Consider the following 17356-nt stretch of genomic DNA (forward strand, 5'->3'; position numbering starts at 1 on the left):
TTATTTGGCTGACTGGCCCTCTACACTTTTTGCGACCATTAAGAGCTCTTCCTTCGTTAAATCATTTGAAGAAATTAAGTAGTCTACTCCGTCAGATGTCCATGAAAGGGATTGATCTGTCAGAACACCCACTGTCATGCCAAGATCGACTGGCTCACCGTTCATCGTCACAGGTGTAGACGCTTGTGCTACCCGCGCTTTTTCCTGAATGAGTGTGAAGGATTTCTTTCCGCCATACGTCATCACATACCGCTTCCCAGCATCTGTTGTCATTTCTTTCTCTTCCATCTTCTTCACGCCCTCTGGCACATCCACCGGTGTTTTCACTGCAAAGCTGTCAGATGGATCTGCACTTGTGGCCACATCCATTTGAGAGAGTGTCATATTTTTCTTCTCATCAAATGCATCTTTGTCAAAAGATTTATTGAATTCAAAGTGAGAGAATTCTACTTTCACCATTGGCTTTTTATCGCTATCCAGTACTTTCACACTGGCTGGTGCCATTGTTTTTTTGTGAAAGGTAATCTCTTGGGTTGGCAGCATTTGGTTGTGCTGATAGTTGGTTTTTGTTTCGAAAACATACTTCGACTCTTTCGCCTTGAACTGCGCTGCACTGTCGTTTTTAATGTCTTTTACTAGTGATTCAAATAAATAGACCTGACTGCTATTATTCGGCCAATCACTATGGAAACGGAAGCTTTTGTTTAATGAAGGTGTCAGCACAAACACACCATTGCCATTCCTTAAAATGACTTGACTCTGATCCTTCTTCGGATTTTCTAAGTAGACACGGTAAAGCTCCGGCTTCTTGTACCAAATTTCTACATGGTATTCCTGCGGATCATTTCCTGTCTCAATGGTCATTTTTGCTTTGGCTTTGTATGATGTCATTTCCTCTGCCTTTTTGTTTAAATCTCCAACGATATCCTGTTGAGATTTTTGACCGCATGCGGAGAGAATCAGTACAAAAAGGATCCCCGTTACAAGCAAAACAAAGCTTTTTCTCACCCTTTTCAACCCCTTCGTTAATTGTGTTAAAAGGAAGAAACCGCTTGTTTGACTTTAACAGTACGCCTCAAGAGTTAACTGCGTACCGCGAACCATCAAAGCCTGTTAGCAACTCGCCCTTCCTTATCGCACTACCCAATATATGAAGGGGGGACAAACAATATGCAGACTAGCTTGACAACCTTTCAATTAAAACTTGTGCAGCAGCATATTCTCTTGTGTGTGTAATGGACAGATGAACGTGATCTTCCTTCGTTTTCTCACTTTTGATGAAAGGCTTTCCGCTCGCATCTTTTTGTATCTCGATGTCATGAAAGCTTAAATGCTGACCAATTCCCGTACCGTATGCTTTAGCGAATGCTTCCTTTGCCGCAAAGCGTCCTGCCAAAAATTCGAGCTGTCTCTTTTTACTTAGTGTGTGAAAGGCGTCCTGTTCACTTAAAGTCAAAATTCTTTCTGGTAAACGGGGCTGCCTTCCGAGCACTCGTGACAGACGGTCGATCTCTACAATATCAATGCCAATTCCTTTGATCATGGGGTACCTCCTAGGATACTCGTACTAATTTGGATGTTCGCTTCATAAACGTGTTACTATAAACTTACCATTATCTAGTCAAAAGGGGTTTGTTATGTTTATTCGAACGGAGAGCTTTCAACAATTTATTAGATCGTATCCAATCGTCACAGCCATTCTTGCTTTACAAATAGTCCTATGGCTTGTATTTGCGATTCCCATCCCTATTATACAGCTTGGGCAGGACCATCTCGTTGGTTTCAATTATGGTGTCGCCGCAGGAGAATGGTGGCGGCTTGTGACGCCTATTTTTCTCCACGGGAGTCTGACACATATTTTGTTCAATTCCATGTCACTCTTTCTATTTGCTCCAGCACTTGAATCTTTGCTTGGTAAGGTGCGATTTCTCCTGATTTATATTGGTGCAGGATTCATTGGCAATCTCGGAACCTATTGGGTCGAGCCTTTAGAGTACGTACATGTCGGGGCTTCTGGTGCTATATTTGGTTTGTTCGGCGTTTATCTTTATCTTGTCCTATTTAAACCGCACATGATGGACCGCGGCAATTCTCAGGTCATCTTAACGATTCTTGGTGTCTCTGTCATCATGACGTTCGTCAATTCGAACATCAATATCATGGCCCACTTGTTTGGATTGATTGGCGGCATGATCCTAGCACCGATCACCCTATTCTTCCACTCAAAAAAAAGACGCTATTAATCTCATAAAAAATGTCGATCACTCCTTTTAAGGGAGCGGATCGACATTTTTTTGGTTTAAGAAGATTTGTTTGTTTCATAGGAATACCAATCACATACACGTGCCGCATCTTCCTCTTTAAGATGATGCACACCAAAGGAATCAAGCAGTGCAGAGGATTTCACGAAGGTGTGAATACTCGCCACTCGGCCTTTTTTTTGAAAGTATGATTGGGTCATCGTATAGTTTTGCATTCGTTTTCTCAAGATGAGTCCAGTGGTTTTGCCGATCCCTCTTGTCGTTAACTGAATCAATTGATCTTTTATGACATACCCTGATTGTTTATAGGCTAAATACCCAAAGAACAAGGCAAATGGTAATGGAATGAGCGCCAAATATCCCCATGGCGGAAACCGTACGGAAAGGATGATCCCTACAAGTAATGGAACAAATCCATAAGAAATCAGATAACGTTTCAGTGAACGCTTCGGCACCTTATTCAGCTCACGTTCCGGTGTCAGATGATATTGATCTGTAAATTGAGATAACAATTCATTGATTTTTTTCTTCCGTATGAGTGGAAATAAGACAGAAGATGTTTCTTTTTCTGTAATCGAACCTCCTGCACTAACAAGCATTACCGTCGCAAAACCAAAGGGTTCACGGAGAATATTTTCTTTCAATTTCACTGCTTGAATTCTCGCAAGTGGAATGGTCATTTGATGCCTCTCAATCAGTCCTCTTGTAATGATGATGTCATTTCCTTTTCGTTTTGCAGCAAAATTCGCATATTGAAGCGCTGTGACCCCAACACTAAGTATCCACGCAATCAATACTGCCAGAAAAATGAGAATCGCATATATTTCAATGCTCGCATGACTTAAAAAGGAGAATTGCTTGACGAACCCGTCCAATGGAAGAATTTCATCTATTTGTGTGTAGATGGCGAGACACCCTGAAATGATCACACCGATTCCGCTGGAGGTGGTCGCCGCCAAAAGCAGCTCCGGGACACCCATGCGATAGGAAACATGGACTTCTTCCTCCATAGGTTTTTGCACGGTCAGATGTTCATTCGTTCCCTCACCATTTTCATTGAATGCTTCCCCTTCTTCTTGCTGTAAGCTTTTCTTTCGGTTGAAAATCGACTGTTTCAACTGTTCTGCTTCCGCTTTTGTAATCGCCGTCAGGCTCACTTCTGGACCATCCGTCCCGCCTGCCGTTTCAATTTGAACTCGCACCAAACCGAAAATCCGCTGAAAGATGCCTTCACTTGTATTGACCGTTTGAATTCGTTCGAACGATATATATTTTTTCTTCTTTGTGATGACACCTGATTCCACGCGAAATTCATCGTCTTCCATTCGGTAGGTGAATCGTCTCCATGCTAAAACGGTTAAAACCGCTTTCCATAATAGAAGTACCCCAAGTATGATAAACGCATAAAAACGAATACTTGAATTCGAATTCACAAAAATCAGCACGAAAAAAGGGATAATGAAGTTTTTGATCATGGATACGGCATCTGAGATAAAATCAATGAACATCGAGATGGGATGTACTCGTTTTGGTTCAGACATCATCTTCAGTCACCCTTGCTAAACGAGATATGTAATCACGAAGCTCATCTGCCTCTTCTAATTCCAGTGCTGGAATATCATGCACTGTAGCAGCAGTAGATATTTGAACAGATGCCAGACGATAGCGTCTTAAAAGCGGCCCCTGAGATGTATCGACATGCTGGACACGTACCATTGGCACAATCACACGTGTGACACGAATAAGTCCATGCTGTATTTCAATTTCGTTTTCGAATACTTCGTAGCGCCAAATGTGATGACGGATTTTCGGTATGAGCCAGATTCCGAAGATGACCTGTAGAATCCACAATCCGACGAGGATGGCCCCAATCCAATATGGCCATTGAAAATAATAACTAGCAACAAATACCCCAATGATAACGAGTAAGAAAATCAATGAGATAATTCCATTTTGAAGACGCCATACCTTTAAACCATTTAAACTAATTTGACGTTGCGGCTGTTTTCTCACATTCTTCCCCCATTCTCTTACTTTTCTATCAATATATTACGAAACAAAGCCTGAAAAGTTTCAATCAGCCTTTTAAAAAAAGCGAATCCTGCAAAGGATTCGCTCTTGTATGTTAGCTGTTATAAGATTTCTTTTGACGACGATCGTTAGAAGAACGATTGCGGTCATTTGAAGAACGTTTTTTATCACCGTAAGATGAACGGCTTTTTCCGCGATAGCCGCCTCCGCCGCCACCGTCTCTACGTTTTGAAGAGCTGCGGTTGTTACGATTGCGTTTTGAAACCATTGGTGCTTCATCTGTTAAACGAACAGGTGTTGCATCTGGCTCTTTTGTCATCATTTTGATAGCAGCCGCAACCACTGTGACAGAATCATGATCTTCTAGTAATTCAGCAGCTGCTGTCATGTAGAAGTTCAAGTTATTTTCACTAATGATTGTGCGTAGACGGTCAACTGTTACTTGTTGTTGTCCTTCAATCGCCTCGTCTAAAGTTGGCTCTTTCATACGATCCATTTTACGTTTCGTCGTTTGCTCAATCGCACGAAGCATATCTTTTTCACGTGGTGTGATAAATGTCATCGCCATACCTGTACGTCCAGCGCGGCCTGTACGTCCAATACGGTGTACGTAGCTTTCTGGATCTTGTGGTACGTCGAAATTATATACGTGTGTAACACCTGAGATATCAAGTCCACGTGCTGCAACGTCTGTTGCCACAAGTACATCGATTGAACCTTCTTTGAATTTACGAAGCGCAACCATACGTTTCGCTTGAGTCAAGTCACCATGAATTCCTTCAGCTGTATAGCCTCTAAGGTTCAGTGCTTCAGTCAATTCGTCCACACGGCGTTTCGTACGTCCGAAAACAATTGAAAGCTCTGGTGATTGAATGTCAAGAAGACGAGTCAATGTGTCGAACTTCTTACGCTCATGGATATCCAAGTAGAACTGCTGAATGTTAGAAACAGTCATTTCTTTCGCTTTTACTTTTACATGTTCTGGGTTTGTCATGAAACGCTCTGCAATACGCTTAATTGGTGCAGGCATTGTCGCAGAGAATAAAAGTGTTTGGTGTTCACTTGGTACATTTGAAAGGATCGATTCAATGTCTTCGATGAAACCCATGTTGAGCATTTCGTCTGCTTCATCAAGCACGACTGTTTCAACATTTTGAAGACGCATTGTGCGACGATTAATGTGATCGAGTAAACGTCCTGGAGTCCCTACAATGATATGAGGATTTTTCTTGAGCGAACGGATTTGGCGGCCGATATCTTGTCCACCGTAAATTGGAAGTACACGTGCACGCTTGTCTTGGCCGATTTTGTATAGCTCTTCAGATACTTGAATCGCTAATTCTCTTGTTGGCGCAATGATAATCGCTTGGATGTTAGGAGACGCTGGATCGATTTTTTCTACCAGAGGAATACCAAATGCTGCAGTTTTTCCTGTTCCTGTTTGTGCTTGTCCGATGACATCTTTATTCTGAAGACCGAGAGGAATGGTTTCTGCTTGAATCGGTGTTGCTTCTTCAAATCCCATGCGGTTAATAGCTTTCATGAGACTTTCGCTTAATTGAAAATCTTGAAACGTTATAGTCAATTTATTCAAACTCCTTCTAATTGCTGTTTCAGTAATCTCGTGAATGATCATTAAAAACTGCCCTTTGATGAAAGGACAGGTCCATTATATACAAAGCCCGAATTACCCTACATTATATCTTACCATTACACTATTTGTTTTTCAACAAGACAGAAATGGATATATCTACTGCTCGACAATGACAGATTCACCTTCACTTTGATCTCCGTCCATCCATTTCCACTTTTCGAACAGTTGGATTTTTCCGTTATCCAGCTGCTTAGGGGTCGAATGACAAGAACCACTTCTCATGCTGCCATCCTTGCTGACATGGTGATATCTAAAATGAAGTGTTGCGTCTTTATTCACAGTTCCTACAAGTACCCCAGATACAATACTGCCGCCTTGATATGTGCCCGTTAATATATTTCCGTCCTGACGATATTGAAATATGGTTCCTTCCGATACTTCCCCGTTGCTCGAATTAAACTGCGGGATAAAGGTTTTTCCATCATATTGAAACAACCGAATCGACCACCTTTTCTTCCCTATTGTAACATAGGCCTGTCACTCATTCGACAAAAATGATGCAAATTTTAACAAGTGGGATTCAATTTATATTAGTTTAGCCACATTTTAGCTTTTCTATAGATTAAATTGCTTTTTTTAAAAATTGTTCTACTTTTTCAAACAATTGCTGTGCACATGGCTCATGACAAACATGATGTTTACAATCGGGTAAATAGAACATTTCTTTATGACGAGACGGGATTTTATGATAAATAAACTCTGCACTAGAAGCCGGTACAATCCCATCACTTTCACCTTGAACGATTAAAACGGGTAGATGAAGCTTTTCAAGAGAGCTCTTCGTTTGCTTAACCAGCTTCATAAATTCTACAGCTGCTGACAAAGGTGTGCTCGCTAGCTTATGACGGTACCGCTCATACAAAGGATTCGTATCAATTAATCCGGACAAGGATTCTTTTACCATCTGCCTTGTATCTTGAATCATCTGTTTTGGATTCACATATTTCGCTGCAGCGCTTAACAGGATAAGACGGGCAACCGGATACTTCGCTGCTAAGTAAGAGGCAATCATCCCGCCCATTGAAAAGCCGATCAAATAAATGGTGCCACATGTTCGGTAGAGGGATAGGAGTTCAAGTTCAGCGGTCGCAATCCATTCTTGATAGAGAATGCCTTTGAGCTGAAGCTCCTCCCCATGCCCGGGGAGCGTGACAGACTGCACGTTCCAATCGGTCGTCTGCTTTAAATATTGCGCCAGTGGTTCTACTTCATAAGGGGCACCCGTAAAACCGTGTATACATAGACAGCCAATCATTTGATCACCTTCTTTGCCGCTCTCTTTTATAGTGCCGTAATGACTTCTTCCAACCTCATGCCGCGAGAGGCTTTGACAAGAACCACATCGTCAGGTCCTGCCACATCAGCTAATTTTGCCTTTAAATCTTCTTTGTCCATGTAAGAGGACACACGCGCGTCTCCAAATGCTTTCTTCGCTCCTTCAGCAATGAATGCACCTAGACGACCATACGTTAAGACATGGTCAATAAACTCAGGCTTGATGTATTCGCCTAGTTCATAATGATATGTTTCTTCTTCACTGCCCATCTCCAGCATATCTCCAAGAACTAGAATGCGATTTGCAAAGCCGTCCATATCACCTACAAGATCAATCGCCGCTTTCATTGACGTCGGACTCGCATTATACGCATCATTTATGACTGTGATCCCTTTATCTGTTTTAAACAATTCAAGACGCATTCCAGTTATTTTCGTTTGCAGCAGTCCTTGGGCTATCTGACTTTCATTCAGCCCAAAATGCTGGCCAATCGCAATGGCAGCAAGTGCGTTCTTTACATTGTGTTTCCCTAATACAGGAATGAGAAACGCCTGAGCGTACCCTTCTACCTGAAATTCAGTTCCTTCTGCGAGCTGATTGATGTGAGTCACCTTGATATCACAGTCATCTGCTTCTCCAAACGTCTTTGCTCTGCGGGTCAGCTCATTCGCTCTTTCGCGGAGTAAAGGCTCATCTCCTAAGTAATAAAAAATGCCGTCCGATTTTAACCCTTTTGTGATCTCACATTTTGCATCTGCGATGGCCTCTCTTGATCCTAGGTCTTGCATATGAGATTCACCAATATTGGTGATGACAGCAGCATCAGGTTCAGCCAGCTTTGATAAAAATTCGATCTCCCCTTTGGCACTCATGCCCATTTCCAAAACCGCAATGTCTGTTCCTTCTGGCATTGCAAGAATGGTGAGAGGAAGACCGATATGATTATTAAAGTTCCCATCTGTTTTATGGACTCGGTAGGCCGTTTGTAATACAGAATGAATCATGTCTTTCGTCGTTGTTTTGCCATTACTTCCGGTAATACCGACAACACGAGGGTTTTCCTCTGCTAAGTATGATTTAGCAAGCTGTTGAAGTGCAGACAGCGTATCCTCTACAAGAATGACTGGAACGCCCTCCGGTGGATTGGCTTCATTTTGATTCCACAGAACAGCTGCGGCGCCAAGCTCCACTGCTTTTGAAGCAAAATTGTGACCGTTAAAATGTTCTCCAATAAGTGGGATAAACAGTGCGCCCTTTGATACTTTGCGTGTATCTGTTGTCACCCCGTGAATCTGTTCTTCGCCAAAAGCTTGATTTGATAATGTTCCACCAGCCATTTGGGCGACTTGTTTCACTGTACGTTTGATCATGATTTTTCGCCTCTCTTTCTCATTTCACGTTTGAAGGAAAAGAGACACTACCTGTAGGATAGTGTCTGCTTGTTACTCACATTAAAAAGTTGTTTTAATGGTTTGTTTTTCTTGATGACGCTCAATCGCAAGTGACACCAGCTTCTCAATCAACTCAGGATATTCTACACCAGTATGTTTCCAAAGCAACGGAAACATACTAAATGGTGTGAACCCAGGCATCGTATTCACTTCATTGATCAGCACTTCGCCTTCTTCTGTCAGGAAGAAGTCTGCACGCACAAGGCCAGATCCATCAATGGCTTTAAATGCCTTAATCGCCATCTCTTGAATCTTCTTGTATTCTTCGTCTGACACACTTGCAGGAATGATCAAATCTGTATCGCCATCTTCATATTTTGCTTTGTAGTCATAAAAGTCTGTTTTAGGTGCAATTTCACCAACGACTGAGCATTTCGGCTCATCATTTCCTAACACACCAATTTCGATTTCTCGTCCTACGACGCCTTCTTCCACAACCACACGGCGATCATATTGGAAAGCCAAGTCAAATGCAGCTTGCAGCTCTTTTTTGCTGCGGCATTTACTAATTCCAACACTTGACCCCATGTTGGCAGGTTTCACAAAACAAGGATAGCCAAGTACTTGTTCTACTTGTTCTAAGCTGTCCTGTGTCGTTTTCTCATAGTCTTTTTTATTGAAGGAAAGGTGTTTCGCTTGTGCAAGTCCTGCTTGAGCAAAAACATCTTTCATCATGACTTTATCCATACCCGCAGCAGATGCGAGAACGCCGTTGCCAACATACGGGATATTTAATAGTTCAAGTAATCCTTGCATGGTTCCGTCTTCACCATTTGGTCCATGCAGCAATGGAAAGACGACATCAATCTTCTCATCGGCTGATGCAGGCTGTGGGAACATGCTTTCATTTAAAGAAGTTGGTAAAAACGTCTTTGCATTTTGTTCGAATTGAAGCATTTTGACGTTTGATACTGGTTCAGTGAGTTTTTCTCCTCTTAGCCATTCGCCCTCTTCTGTGATATAAATTGGATGTATATCGAACTTCTCAGTGTTAAGTGCTTTTGTCACTGCAAGGGCTGTTTGCAGTGATACATTATGTTCGGCTGACTTTCCGCCGTAAACCAATCCTAAACTTATTTTCAATGGATACTCCCCCCACTAAAATTCATCTTTACTATCTTATCACTTTCAAGCAAAAATGCTCTAATTAATTTTTGTTGTTACGTAATTGAAATGATTTGTAAAGGTTGTAAGCGCCCCCCGAGCATTTGTATGTCATTCGCCTTTATTTTATATTAAAATGACATTGAAAAGGAGTTGTGACAAATTGAAAACAATCACAAGCACTGAACAATTCAATGAAATCATCCAATCAGACAAAGAAGTCATCGTGAAATTCTTTGCGACATGGTGTCCTGATTGCACAAGAATGGACATGTTCATACCAGACATTTTAGAGGCTTATGCTCAGAATGAATGGTTTGAAATAAACAAAGATGACTTCCCTGAATTAGCGGAAACCTATCAGGTCATGGGGATTCCAAGCCTGCTCATTTTCAAAAATGGTGAAAAAACAGGTCATTTACACAGCGCAAACGCAAAATCACCTGAAGAAGTAACTGAGTTTCTTCAAGAACACGTTTCATAATTGGTTGAATCAAGACATCAGCAAATTCTTGCTGGTGTCTTTTTTAGCTCTTCTGTATCCTCTTATATCAAATCTCTACATAAGACGAGATGTCCGGCCAAAACGTTTCAACGTAAGCAAGAATGTTTGATGTGATTTCACGACAAGAATTGACAGTGGATTATTTCCTGGGAAAGAATTCACCGTCGATATGAATGGGAATATGTCGGTTACGTGAATTTTCTGAATTGAATCTTTACTTATGACATTTGGCTTTGTATAATGGAATTGCTAATTGAAAATGATTATCAATTTCATCTGTGTGAAATCCTATAGACGTCCATTCTTATAAAGGAGCGATGAGTCACATGTCTAAGAAGAAAATCAAAACATACCAGCAATTAATTGAAGAGAACAAAAAGGCGATCATGCACGATCCTAAAATGATGGAAAGTATATACGAAACCATCGACAAAAAGCATCAGAAGCAGCTTGCAGCTGCTGGACGTGAATCATAAGCACAAGTAGAGCAGTCAAACAGTTGGCTGCTTTTTTTGACTCCAGAATGAAAAAAGCCGATAAAATCTTTATGCGATTTTATCGGCTTTTGCTGGTTTAATGTGATTTCGCTACGCGGTCTTGCTTCATTCCTAAATAGATAAGCATATATGTCAGATAGCCCATTGTCATCGTTAAACCACCGAAGAAGAATTGAGAAAACACAGGTTCCTCAAATGTCGTAACGGCAGCAAGAATGATCCAGCTCGCATATAAATAGACCATAAACCATTTCATATTTCTTTTAAGTGTATACAGAAAGAAAAGACCCGCTAATGAAAAGATCCCTAGCGCTAGTCTGAAATAAACAAGATGATCAAACTGGAAGGCAAAAGACACAAACGAAAACGACAGCAACAACAAAATTGGTAAAGCCGTAATGAAATTTTTCACGATAGTGCCACCTCCATGACTCCTTCTTATTATAAGACAAAATCAGCCGCTTATCGTGAAATACAGACCCGTTTTCACAAAGATGTCACGAATTTTCCTTGTTATTTGACACATTTTTTACACATTTACATCACGCTTCCAAAAAAGGAGCCAAGCCGTGCCAACAAAGAAAACAAAATGCGCCCCCACAATGAATAGCGAAAATAACGGACTCATGCCTTGGAAAGGCGGCGGGCCTTGAAAACTGTACTGTGTAAAGTCCGTATTGGCGAAAAGCAGGATTTTCCCCCACTGATTTTCTAACAGAGACATAATCGGCACAAGTGATTTCGCCGCATATAAAACAAAAAATGAAATCACAAGCGCAATCAGGCTGTTTCTAAACAGACTGGAACACATAAAAGCGAAGCTTGCCATCATGACCACTTCCACCCACTGAGATCCAATGACCGCAAATGTATGCTGAAATAACCGCCCGGTACTTTCATCAAAATCAGTCCCAAAGAAAATAAGGCCAAAAAGGAACGCTAGTACATAATAAAAAACAAACAGGTAAATAACCGTCAGCACAAGTGTCATGTATTTCGCTAGAAAAATCTGCAGCCTTGTCTTTGGCCGGATCAATAAGAATTTAATCGTCCTTTTTTGAAACTCTGTTGAGATCAGTGTGGCGCCAATGACGACAGCGAGCACTTGTAAAATAAATACGACATTCGTTGAATAGGCAAAATAATTTGCGACTGTGTCTTGCCCACCAAAGCCGGATATGACTCGTTTCAACGTTAGCGCCATTGTCAATTGAAAGACAGTAATCAATCCAAGTGCAATGAATGTGATCTTTTGTCTCATGATTTTTTTATGCTCATTCTTGATGAGTTGAAGCATCTGCTGTCCCGCCTTCCGTCCATTTCATAAAAGCCTCTTCAATCGATTGTTTTTGAGGCGTTATTTCAAGTACATCAAACCCTGCCAAAACTAGCTGTTTATTGAGCTCTGGCACACGTTCTTTGTTTAGTTGAAGCAGCACATGCTGACCATTTTGTTCATATGTATGTCCATGAGTGTCGAGCCATGAAACGGCCTTTTCAATTGGCTGAATATTCATCAGAACCTGCTCTTTGCCATCCATATCTCGAAGATTGGCATTGACTTTGATCTTTCCTTTTTGAATGATCATCATGCGGTCACAAAGCTCCTCGACCTCATGCAATAGATGCGTAGCAAATAACACAGAGGTACCTTCTTCTTGTACAAGTGTTTGCAAGTGCTCTCTGAATTCCTTCATTCCTGCAGGATCAAGTCCATTTGTCGGTTCATCTAAAATGAGCAGATGGGGCTGATGCAAAATGGCTTGTGCGATCCCAAGCCTTTGTTTCATCCCTAAGGAATACGTTTTAACCTTCTGATGAATGGCGTGCTCCAGTCGTACTCTTTTCACTACTTCATGAATGCGCTGATCGGAAACCTCATCATGCATGGCCGCATACAATTCAAGGTTTTCAAAGCCTGTTAAATATGTATAAAATTCAGGGTTTTCTATGATAGCACCAACAGATGACAACGATTTGACAAATTCGTCATCTTGAGAATACCCATTGATCATGATTCGTCCGTTGTTTTTTTTCATCAAACCGACAATCAGTTTTATTAAGGTCGTTTTTCCAGACCCATTTGGCCCAAGTAAACCGACAATCTCTCCTTGTCCAATTTCAAACGAAATATCTTGCAAGATCATATGACGGCCAATTCGTTTATCGACTTTCTCTACTTTTAGAACAGCAGACTGCAAAGTAGTTCCTCCTTCTGATGTAAAGCCTACGGCGGCAGCTAGGACCGCTCATCCTGTAAAAAGTATATCACGCTAGACAAGCCTTCCCATGAAAAAAAGGGCTGATCCAGTCAGCCCTTACAGATTACTGACAAAGGGCTAAAATGATCTTTATTTTAGCCCTTTGTCTTCTTTTCAGCGTGACCTGAAAACCTTTGCAGTCTAGGAAGGACGAGTACCGGCGCGGAGCGAATTTGACATTCGTGAGCACCGGCACGCAGGACTGACAAAGAATGCGAGGGTTTGTCTGCACGCTGAAAGGGCTGATCCAGTCAGCCCTTCTTGCTTATTACAGTGATAAGTGAGGTGTTGGTGCTTCCTTCTCATGCTTCTTTTCGGTTTCAGTAACAATGACCGCACATGCTGCGTCACCTGTAATATTAACTACAGTTCTTGCCATGTCTAATAAGCGGTCTATGCCCAGGATAAGCGCTATACCCTCAACAGGAAGATTCACCGAATTTAAAACCATGGCTAGCATGATGAGCCCTACCCCTGGGACACCTGCTGTACCGATACTTGCTAATACAGCGGTTAAGACAACAGTCAGCATTTGAACAAGCGTCAATTCAACCCCATACACTTGTGCGATAAAAATGGTTGCTACCCCTTGCATGATCGCTGTACCATCCATATTAATGGTTGCACCCAGCGGCTGAACAAAGCTTGAAATAGGCTCTGGCACCTTTAAACGCTTTTGAGCTGTTTCCATTGATATCGGCAAGACTGCGTTACTGCTTGATGTACTAAATGCCACAACCATTGCTGGAGAAAACCCTTTGAAAAATGCCATTGGATTTCGTTTAGCTAAAACAGCAACAGTTGTGCCGTATGTCAGGAAGAAATGCAGGATGAGCGAAATTAAAACGACCGAGAAGTAGAGTCCCATCGCTTTCATGGCATCCAGCCCCTGACTGCCGATCGCCGTTGCGATCAAACCAAATGTCCCATACGGTGCGAATTTCATCACAACACCGACAAGATACATCATTAATTCATTTCCTTGTTCAAACAGTTTCAGCAAGCCTTCCGTTTTTTTACCGAGCATGGCAATGCCAAGGCCTAAAAATACACAGAAGACGATAATTTGAAGCATATCTCCTTCAACTAAAGATTGGACTGGATTGGTTGGAATAATGTTGAGTAGTGTGTCTGCCATTGATGGGGCTTCCTCTGCGGAATAATCAGCCGCTTTCGTATCAAAATTGCCGAACGCGCCCGGCTTAATGAGTAAGGCCAATGTAATGCCAATAATGATGGCAAAAGTCGTCGTGAGTAGAAAGTAAGTAATGGTTTTTGCACCAATTCTGCCAAGCTTTTTCGGATCGCCAAGGCCTGCTACACCAAGTGTGATCGAGAAGAAGACAATCGGCACAACTAACATTTTAATTAGGTTTAAAAAGATTTGACCTAGAGGTGTAAATAGATAAGGGTCTAACACTTTGAATACATTTGGAGCAAAAATGTTGAGTATTAATCCTGTGATTGCACCTACAAACAAGGCAATAATAATTTTCGTCGCCAGCTTCAATAAAATCTCCCCTTCCTCGTCAAAAAAGCCCACGAGAGAGTCTTCTCGTGGGCCTGCGTGTCCATACGTGTACCACTGTTTACTCTCTTCACGCTGATGAGGTTAGCTGACGGGTTAGGACGAAGAGATGTCCTTTTTTCTCATGAAAGAAAAATTCACCCCAAAAACATGGGTCCCCCATTCCTTTAGAAGGATTAAGCGTGTGGTAATATGATATTTTCATACCATTTATACCTTATTTTCGGAAAGTTGTAAACAGGTTCATATGAACTTTTTAATTACTTTCTTCCTTATTTGTGACCTCAAGAATATCTAAAATAAACACAAAGATTGGGATACCGATAATAAGTCCCCAAATGCCAATATAGTGTTCAGAGAAGATCAGCACAATAAATGTGAAGAAAATAGGGAGTTCTGTTTTAGCTGACATGAGCTTTGGATTTAGGAAGTACGCTTCAATTGCATGGATAATCACAATGACCAGCACAATATAAAGGACGTACACCCCGCCTCCAAGTGTATACGCAATGATGCTAAGTGGAATAAGGGAGATGACCACACCCGCTACAGGAATCAAGCCTAACAAAAAGACCATGACCGCTAGTCCAAATAATTGCGGGAAGCCCATAATGCCAAGCGCAATGGTTGTTAAGACACAGTTAACCGTTGCAATGATGAATTGTGCTTCAAGCACCTTTCCAAACGTTCTGGAAAACTTACGTCCAAAGAAGGCAATTTCATGATAGAACACGGAGATTTTACTCGTTTTGAACTTATTCATGAATTGAATAAGGCGTTCCTTTTCGAACAGGAAGAACATGCTTAATATTAAGGACATAATGACCTGGATACTGAACGTGCTGAAATCTGTTAAGTATGTATAGAGGAAATTAAACCCTTTCTCGAAGAAAGAAGATATTTTGAAATCTCCGAACACGTTGGTGATGACATCAAAGAAGGGTAAATCTTGTGGGTGATCTGCAATTTTCTTCCCTAAATGAAATAACTGCTCCACTTGTTTGGCGATAATTGGCACAAATACAAATCCGCCAAACGTCAATCCTCCAGCTAAGAGAATGTACAAAATGGTAATGACTGATTTCTGTCCTATTTTCAGGAAGCGATTTAAAAAACCTCTAATGACCTCTTCTAACCGGTTCATCAAAAAGGTGAAGATGAAGGTCAGGAGGATTAAATTCATCATTCCTCTTAATAGATATAATACTGTGGCTAATACTACAAATACTGAAAACCTCTTAACACCAGGTTTTTCGAACAATTTTAAAAATGCCGCCATACGTTACACACCTGCCAGGACTAAAGTCTATTTTTCATTGGATCTCATATTCATTATATCGGATCTTTCTGTAAATTATATAACAAAAGGTCAATGAGGTCTTACGATTCGATCTAATTTTATCTAGCTTTCATGTTTTTTCTTTTCATCACAAGAAAAAAACCGAACCTCATGAAAAACATAAGGTTTCGGTTTTGAGTTGTGTTTATACTAAACAGCTTGCTTCATATTGCGCATTTCTTGAAGGGCTGTTTTACTCTTTGCTTCGTCAAATTCCCCTTCACTCTTCGCTACAACAATTGTGGCAATTCCATTTCCAATCAGGTTCGTAATCGCTCTTCCTTCACTCATAAATCGGTCGACCCCAAGCAGCAGTGCAAGACCCTCTAGCGGGATAACCTGAAGTGCAGCGAGTGTAGAAGCCAGCACGATAAATCCGCTTCCTGTGACCCCAGCTGCTCCCTTTGATGTGAGCATCAGAACGAGAATAATGGTGATCTGCTGTCCAATGGATAGATCCACCCCAAACACTTGCGCTAAGAAAACAACGGCCATAGACAAGTAGATTGAGGTTCCATCTAAGTTAAAGGAATAGCCTGTCGGAATGACAAGTCCAACAACTGACTTGGAGCACCCGTAGCGTTCCATTTTATCCATCATTCTTGGCAGTACGGATTCTGAAGAACTTGTGCCAAGGACAATGAGTATCTCATCCTTGATAAATCGGAGATAACCGAACAGGCTAAAGCCATACATTTTACAAATGATATTCAGCACAACGAATATGAACAAGAACATCGTCATATAAACGGAAAGCATCAGACTCGCAAGCGGTCTAATTGAAGACAAACCAAAGTGTCCGATCGTATAAGCCATTGCCCCAAATGCACCTAAAGGCGCGGCACGCATGATGTATCCGATAATTTTAAAGAAGACAAGTGACAACTTATCGAGCCATTCGATGATTCCTTTCCCCTTATCACCAAGTGCAGCAAGCGCAACACCGAATAAAATAGAGAAGAACAAGACCTGTAAAATATCTCCTTTTGCAAAGGCATCTACCATGTTAGATGGCACGATGTGGGTGACAAATTCCATCCAGTCAATACCCTGTCCCCCATTTTGGGTATACTGCGAGACATCCCCTTTTTCAAGCTTACTATAGTCAAGACCCGCTCCCGGCTTCATAATATTGACAACAAAAAGTCCGATGACAAGCGCAAGCGTCGTGACAACCTCAAAATAGATAAATGCTTTTCCTCCAACTTTTCCAACCTTTTTCATATCCCCCATCTTGGCAATCCCAAGAACGATGGTTAAGAAAATAATTGGTGCGATCACCATTTTGACGGCATTAATAAATGTATCACCTAACGGCTTCATTTCTTTCCCGACGTTTGGCCAAACCATCCCGACAATGATCCCGATAATGACAGCTGCAATCACCTGAAATGTCAGGTTCTTCAAAAGCCTTTTCATAAAAAATCAACTCCCTCACCTTTGATGTAA

At 41.4% G+C, this 17356-nt stretch carries 18 protein-coding genes and 1 riboswitch; of the genes, 3 read left to right on the plus strand and 15 right to left on the minus strand.

Annotation, left to right across the window (positions count from 1 at the left end):
- Together BK049_RS05670 and acpS are read right to left on the minus strand one after the other, a co-directional pair.
- A complete protein-coding gene (locus BK049_RS05670) occupies positions 1 to 1017 on the minus strand; it encodes an outer membrane lipoprotein-sorting protein (RefSeq protein WP_145939394.1) in 1017 nt (338 codons plus the stop codon).
- Positions 1018 to 1177: 160 nt separating this feature from the next.
- Complete coding sequence (gene acpS, locus BK049_RS05675; RefSeq protein WP_071168045.1) at positions 1178 to 1543, minus strand: holo-ACP synthase; 366 nt, start codon at positions 1541 to 1543, stop codon at positions 1178 to 1180.
- 94 nt (positions 1544 to 1637) lie between these two features.
- Between acpS and BK049_RS05680 the strand changes: the two genes are divergently transcribed.
- Positions 1638 to 2243, plus strand: coding sequence for a rhomboid family intramembrane serine protease (locus tag BK049_RS05680; RefSeq protein WP_071168046.1), 606 nt, complete (start codon positions 1638 to 1640; stop codon positions 2241 to 2243).
- A 56-nt stretch (positions 2244 to 2299) separates the two neighbouring features.
- On the opposite strand, the gene BK049_RS05685 is transcribed toward BK049_RS05680, so the two are convergent.
- The 7 genes from BK049_RS05685 to BK049_RS05715 form a co-directional block, all read right to left on the minus strand.
- Positions 2300 to 3805, minus strand: coding sequence for a PH domain-containing protein (locus tag BK049_RS05685; protein WP_071168047.1), 1506 nt, complete (start codon positions 3803 to 3805; stop codon positions 2300 to 2302).
- Positions 3795 to 4274 carry a PH domain-containing protein gene (locus BK049_RS05690; protein ID WP_008359543.1) on the minus strand — a complete coding sequence of 160 codons (480 nt, stop codon included), beginning with the start codon at positions 4272 to 4274 and terminating at the stop codon, positions 3795 to 3797. Before BK049_RS05690 ends, BK049_RS05685 begins: the two co-directional genes overlap by 11 nt.
- Before the next feature lie 112 nt (positions 4275 to 4386).
- Entirely contained in the window at positions 4387 to 5877 is a 1491-nt protein-coding gene (gene cshA / locus BK049_RS05695; RefSeq protein WP_008359541.1) for a degradosome RNA helicase CshA, read from the minus strand.
- A gap of 165 nt (positions 5878 to 6042) precedes the next feature.
- A complete protein-coding gene (locus tag BK049_RS05700) occupies positions 6043 to 6381 on the minus strand; it encodes an avidin-fold protein (protein ID WP_008359539.1) in 339 nt (112 codons plus the stop codon).
- A 127-nt stretch (positions 6382 to 6508) separates the two neighbouring features.
- Positions 6509 to 7201: an alpha/beta hydrolase gene (locus BK049_RS05705; RefSeq protein ID WP_071168048.1), complete on the minus strand. Its 693-nt coding sequence runs from the start codon at positions 7199 to 7201 to the stop codon at positions 6509 to 6511.
- A gap of 26 nt (positions 7202 to 7227) precedes the next feature.
- Positions 7228 to 8592, minus strand: a complete 1365-nt coding sequence (locus tag BK049_RS05710) for a UDP-N-acetylmuramoyl-tripeptide--D-alanyl-D-alanine ligase (protein WP_071168049.1) — start codon at positions 8590 to 8592, stop codon at positions 7228 to 7230.
- An 81-nt stretch (positions 8593 to 8673) separates the two neighbouring features.
- On the minus strand, positions 8674 to 9756 hold the full coding sequence (locus tag BK049_RS05715) for a D-alanine--D-alanine ligase (protein WP_008359534.1): 1083 nt from the start codon (positions 9754 to 9756) through the stop codon (positions 8674 to 8676).
- Positions 9757 to 9940: 184 nt separating this feature from the next.
- On the opposite strand from BK049_RS05715, the gene BK049_RS05720 reads away from it, so the two are divergent.
- Both BK049_RS05720 and fbpB read left to right on the plus strand, forming a co-directional pair.
- Entirely contained in the window at positions 9941 to 10261 is a 321-nt protein-coding gene (locus BK049_RS05720; protein WP_008359532.1) for a thioredoxin family protein, read from the plus strand.
- Between the two features lie 347 nt (positions 10262 to 10608).
- Entirely contained in the window at positions 10609 to 10758 is a 150-nt protein-coding gene (gene fbpB, locus BK049_RS05725; protein WP_008359530.1) for a Fur-regulated basic protein FbpB, read from the plus strand.
- A gap of 97 nt (positions 10759 to 10855) precedes the next feature.
- Here fbpB and BK049_RS05730 read toward each other — a convergent pair whose 3' ends face one another.
- The 6 genes from BK049_RS05730 to dctP form a co-directional block, all read right to left on the minus strand.
- Entirely contained in the window at positions 10856 to 11191 is a 336-nt protein-coding gene (locus tag BK049_RS05730) for a hypothetical protein (protein ID WP_008359528.1), read from the minus strand.
- 117 nt (positions 11192 to 11308) lie between these two features.
- Complete coding sequence (locus tag BK049_RS05735) at positions 11309 to 12076, minus strand: ABC transporter permease (RefSeq protein ID WP_008359526.1); 768 nt, start codon at positions 12074 to 12076, stop codon at positions 11309 to 11311.
- The gene (locus tag BK049_RS05740) at positions 12054 to 12980 is read right to left on the minus strand and encodes an ABC transporter ATP-binding protein (protein ID WP_071168050.1); all 927 of its coding nucleotides are present in this window, start codon (positions 12978 to 12980) and stop codon (positions 12054 to 12056) included. Before BK049_RS05740 ends, BK049_RS05735 begins: the two co-directional genes overlap by 23 nt.
- A 328-nt stretch (positions 12981 to 13308) precedes the next feature.
- A complete protein-coding gene (locus BK049_RS05745; protein ID WP_071169192.1) occupies positions 13309 to 14550 on the minus strand; it encodes a dicarboxylate/amino acid:cation symporter in 1242 nt (413 codons plus the stop codon).
- Positions 14551 to 14627: 77 nt separating this feature from the next.
- Positions 14628 to 14761, minus strand: a riboswitch (cyclic di-AMP (ydaO/yuaA leader).
- A gap of 63 nt (positions 14762 to 14824) precedes the next feature.
- Positions 14825 to 15847, minus strand: coding sequence for an AI-2E family transporter (locus tag BK049_RS05750; protein ID WP_008361852.1), 1023 nt, complete (start codon positions 15845 to 15847; stop codon positions 14825 to 14827).
- 210 nt (positions 15848 to 16057) lie between these two features.
- The gene (gene dctP, locus BK049_RS05755; RefSeq protein ID WP_008361851.1) at positions 16058 to 17326 is read right to left on the minus strand and encodes a C4-dicarboxylate transporter DctP; all 1269 of its coding nucleotides are present in this window, start codon (positions 17324 to 17326) and stop codon (positions 16058 to 16060) included.
- Positions 17327 to 17356 lie beyond the last annotated feature (30 nt).

The organism is Bacillus xiamenensis, from assembly GCF_001857925.1.
Lineage (GTDB): Bacteria > Bacillota > Bacilli > Bacillales > Bacillaceae > Bacillus > Bacillus xiamenensis.

Coding starts and splice junctions, on each gene's coding strand:
- acpS (WP_071168045.1), bottom strand. CDS start 1,543: ATGATCAAAGGAATTGGCATTGATATTGTAGAGATCGACCGTCTGTCA.
- BK049_RS05680 (WP_071168046.1), top strand. CDS start 1,638: ATGTTTATTCGAACGGAGAGCTTTCAACAATTTATTAGATCGTATCCA.
- BK049_RS05685 (WP_071168047.1), bottom strand. CDS start 3,805: ATGATGTCTGAACCAAAACGAGTACATCCCATCTCGATGTTCATTGAT.
- BK049_RS05705 (WP_071168048.1), bottom strand. CDS start 7,201: ATGATTGGCTGTCTATGTATACACGGTTTTACGGGTGCCCCTTATGAA.
- BK049_RS05710 (WP_071168049.1), bottom strand. CDS start 8,592: ATGATCAAACGTACAGTGAAACAAGTCGCCCAAATGGCTGGTGGAACA.
- fbpB (WP_008359530.1), top strand. CDS start 10,609: ATGTCTAAGAAGAAAATCAAAACATACCAGCAATTAATTGAAGAGAAC.
- BK049_RS05735 (WP_008359526.1), bottom strand. CDS start 12,076: ATGCTTCAACTCATCAAGAATGAGCATAAAAAAATCATGAGACAAAAG.
- BK049_RS05750 (WP_008361852.1), bottom strand. CDS start 15,847: ATGGCGGCATTTTTAAAATTGTTCGAAAAACCTGGTGTTAAGAGGTTT.
- dctP (WP_008361851.1), bottom strand. CDS start 17,326: ATGAAAAGGCTTTTGAAGAACCTGACATTTCAGGTGATTGCAGCTGTC.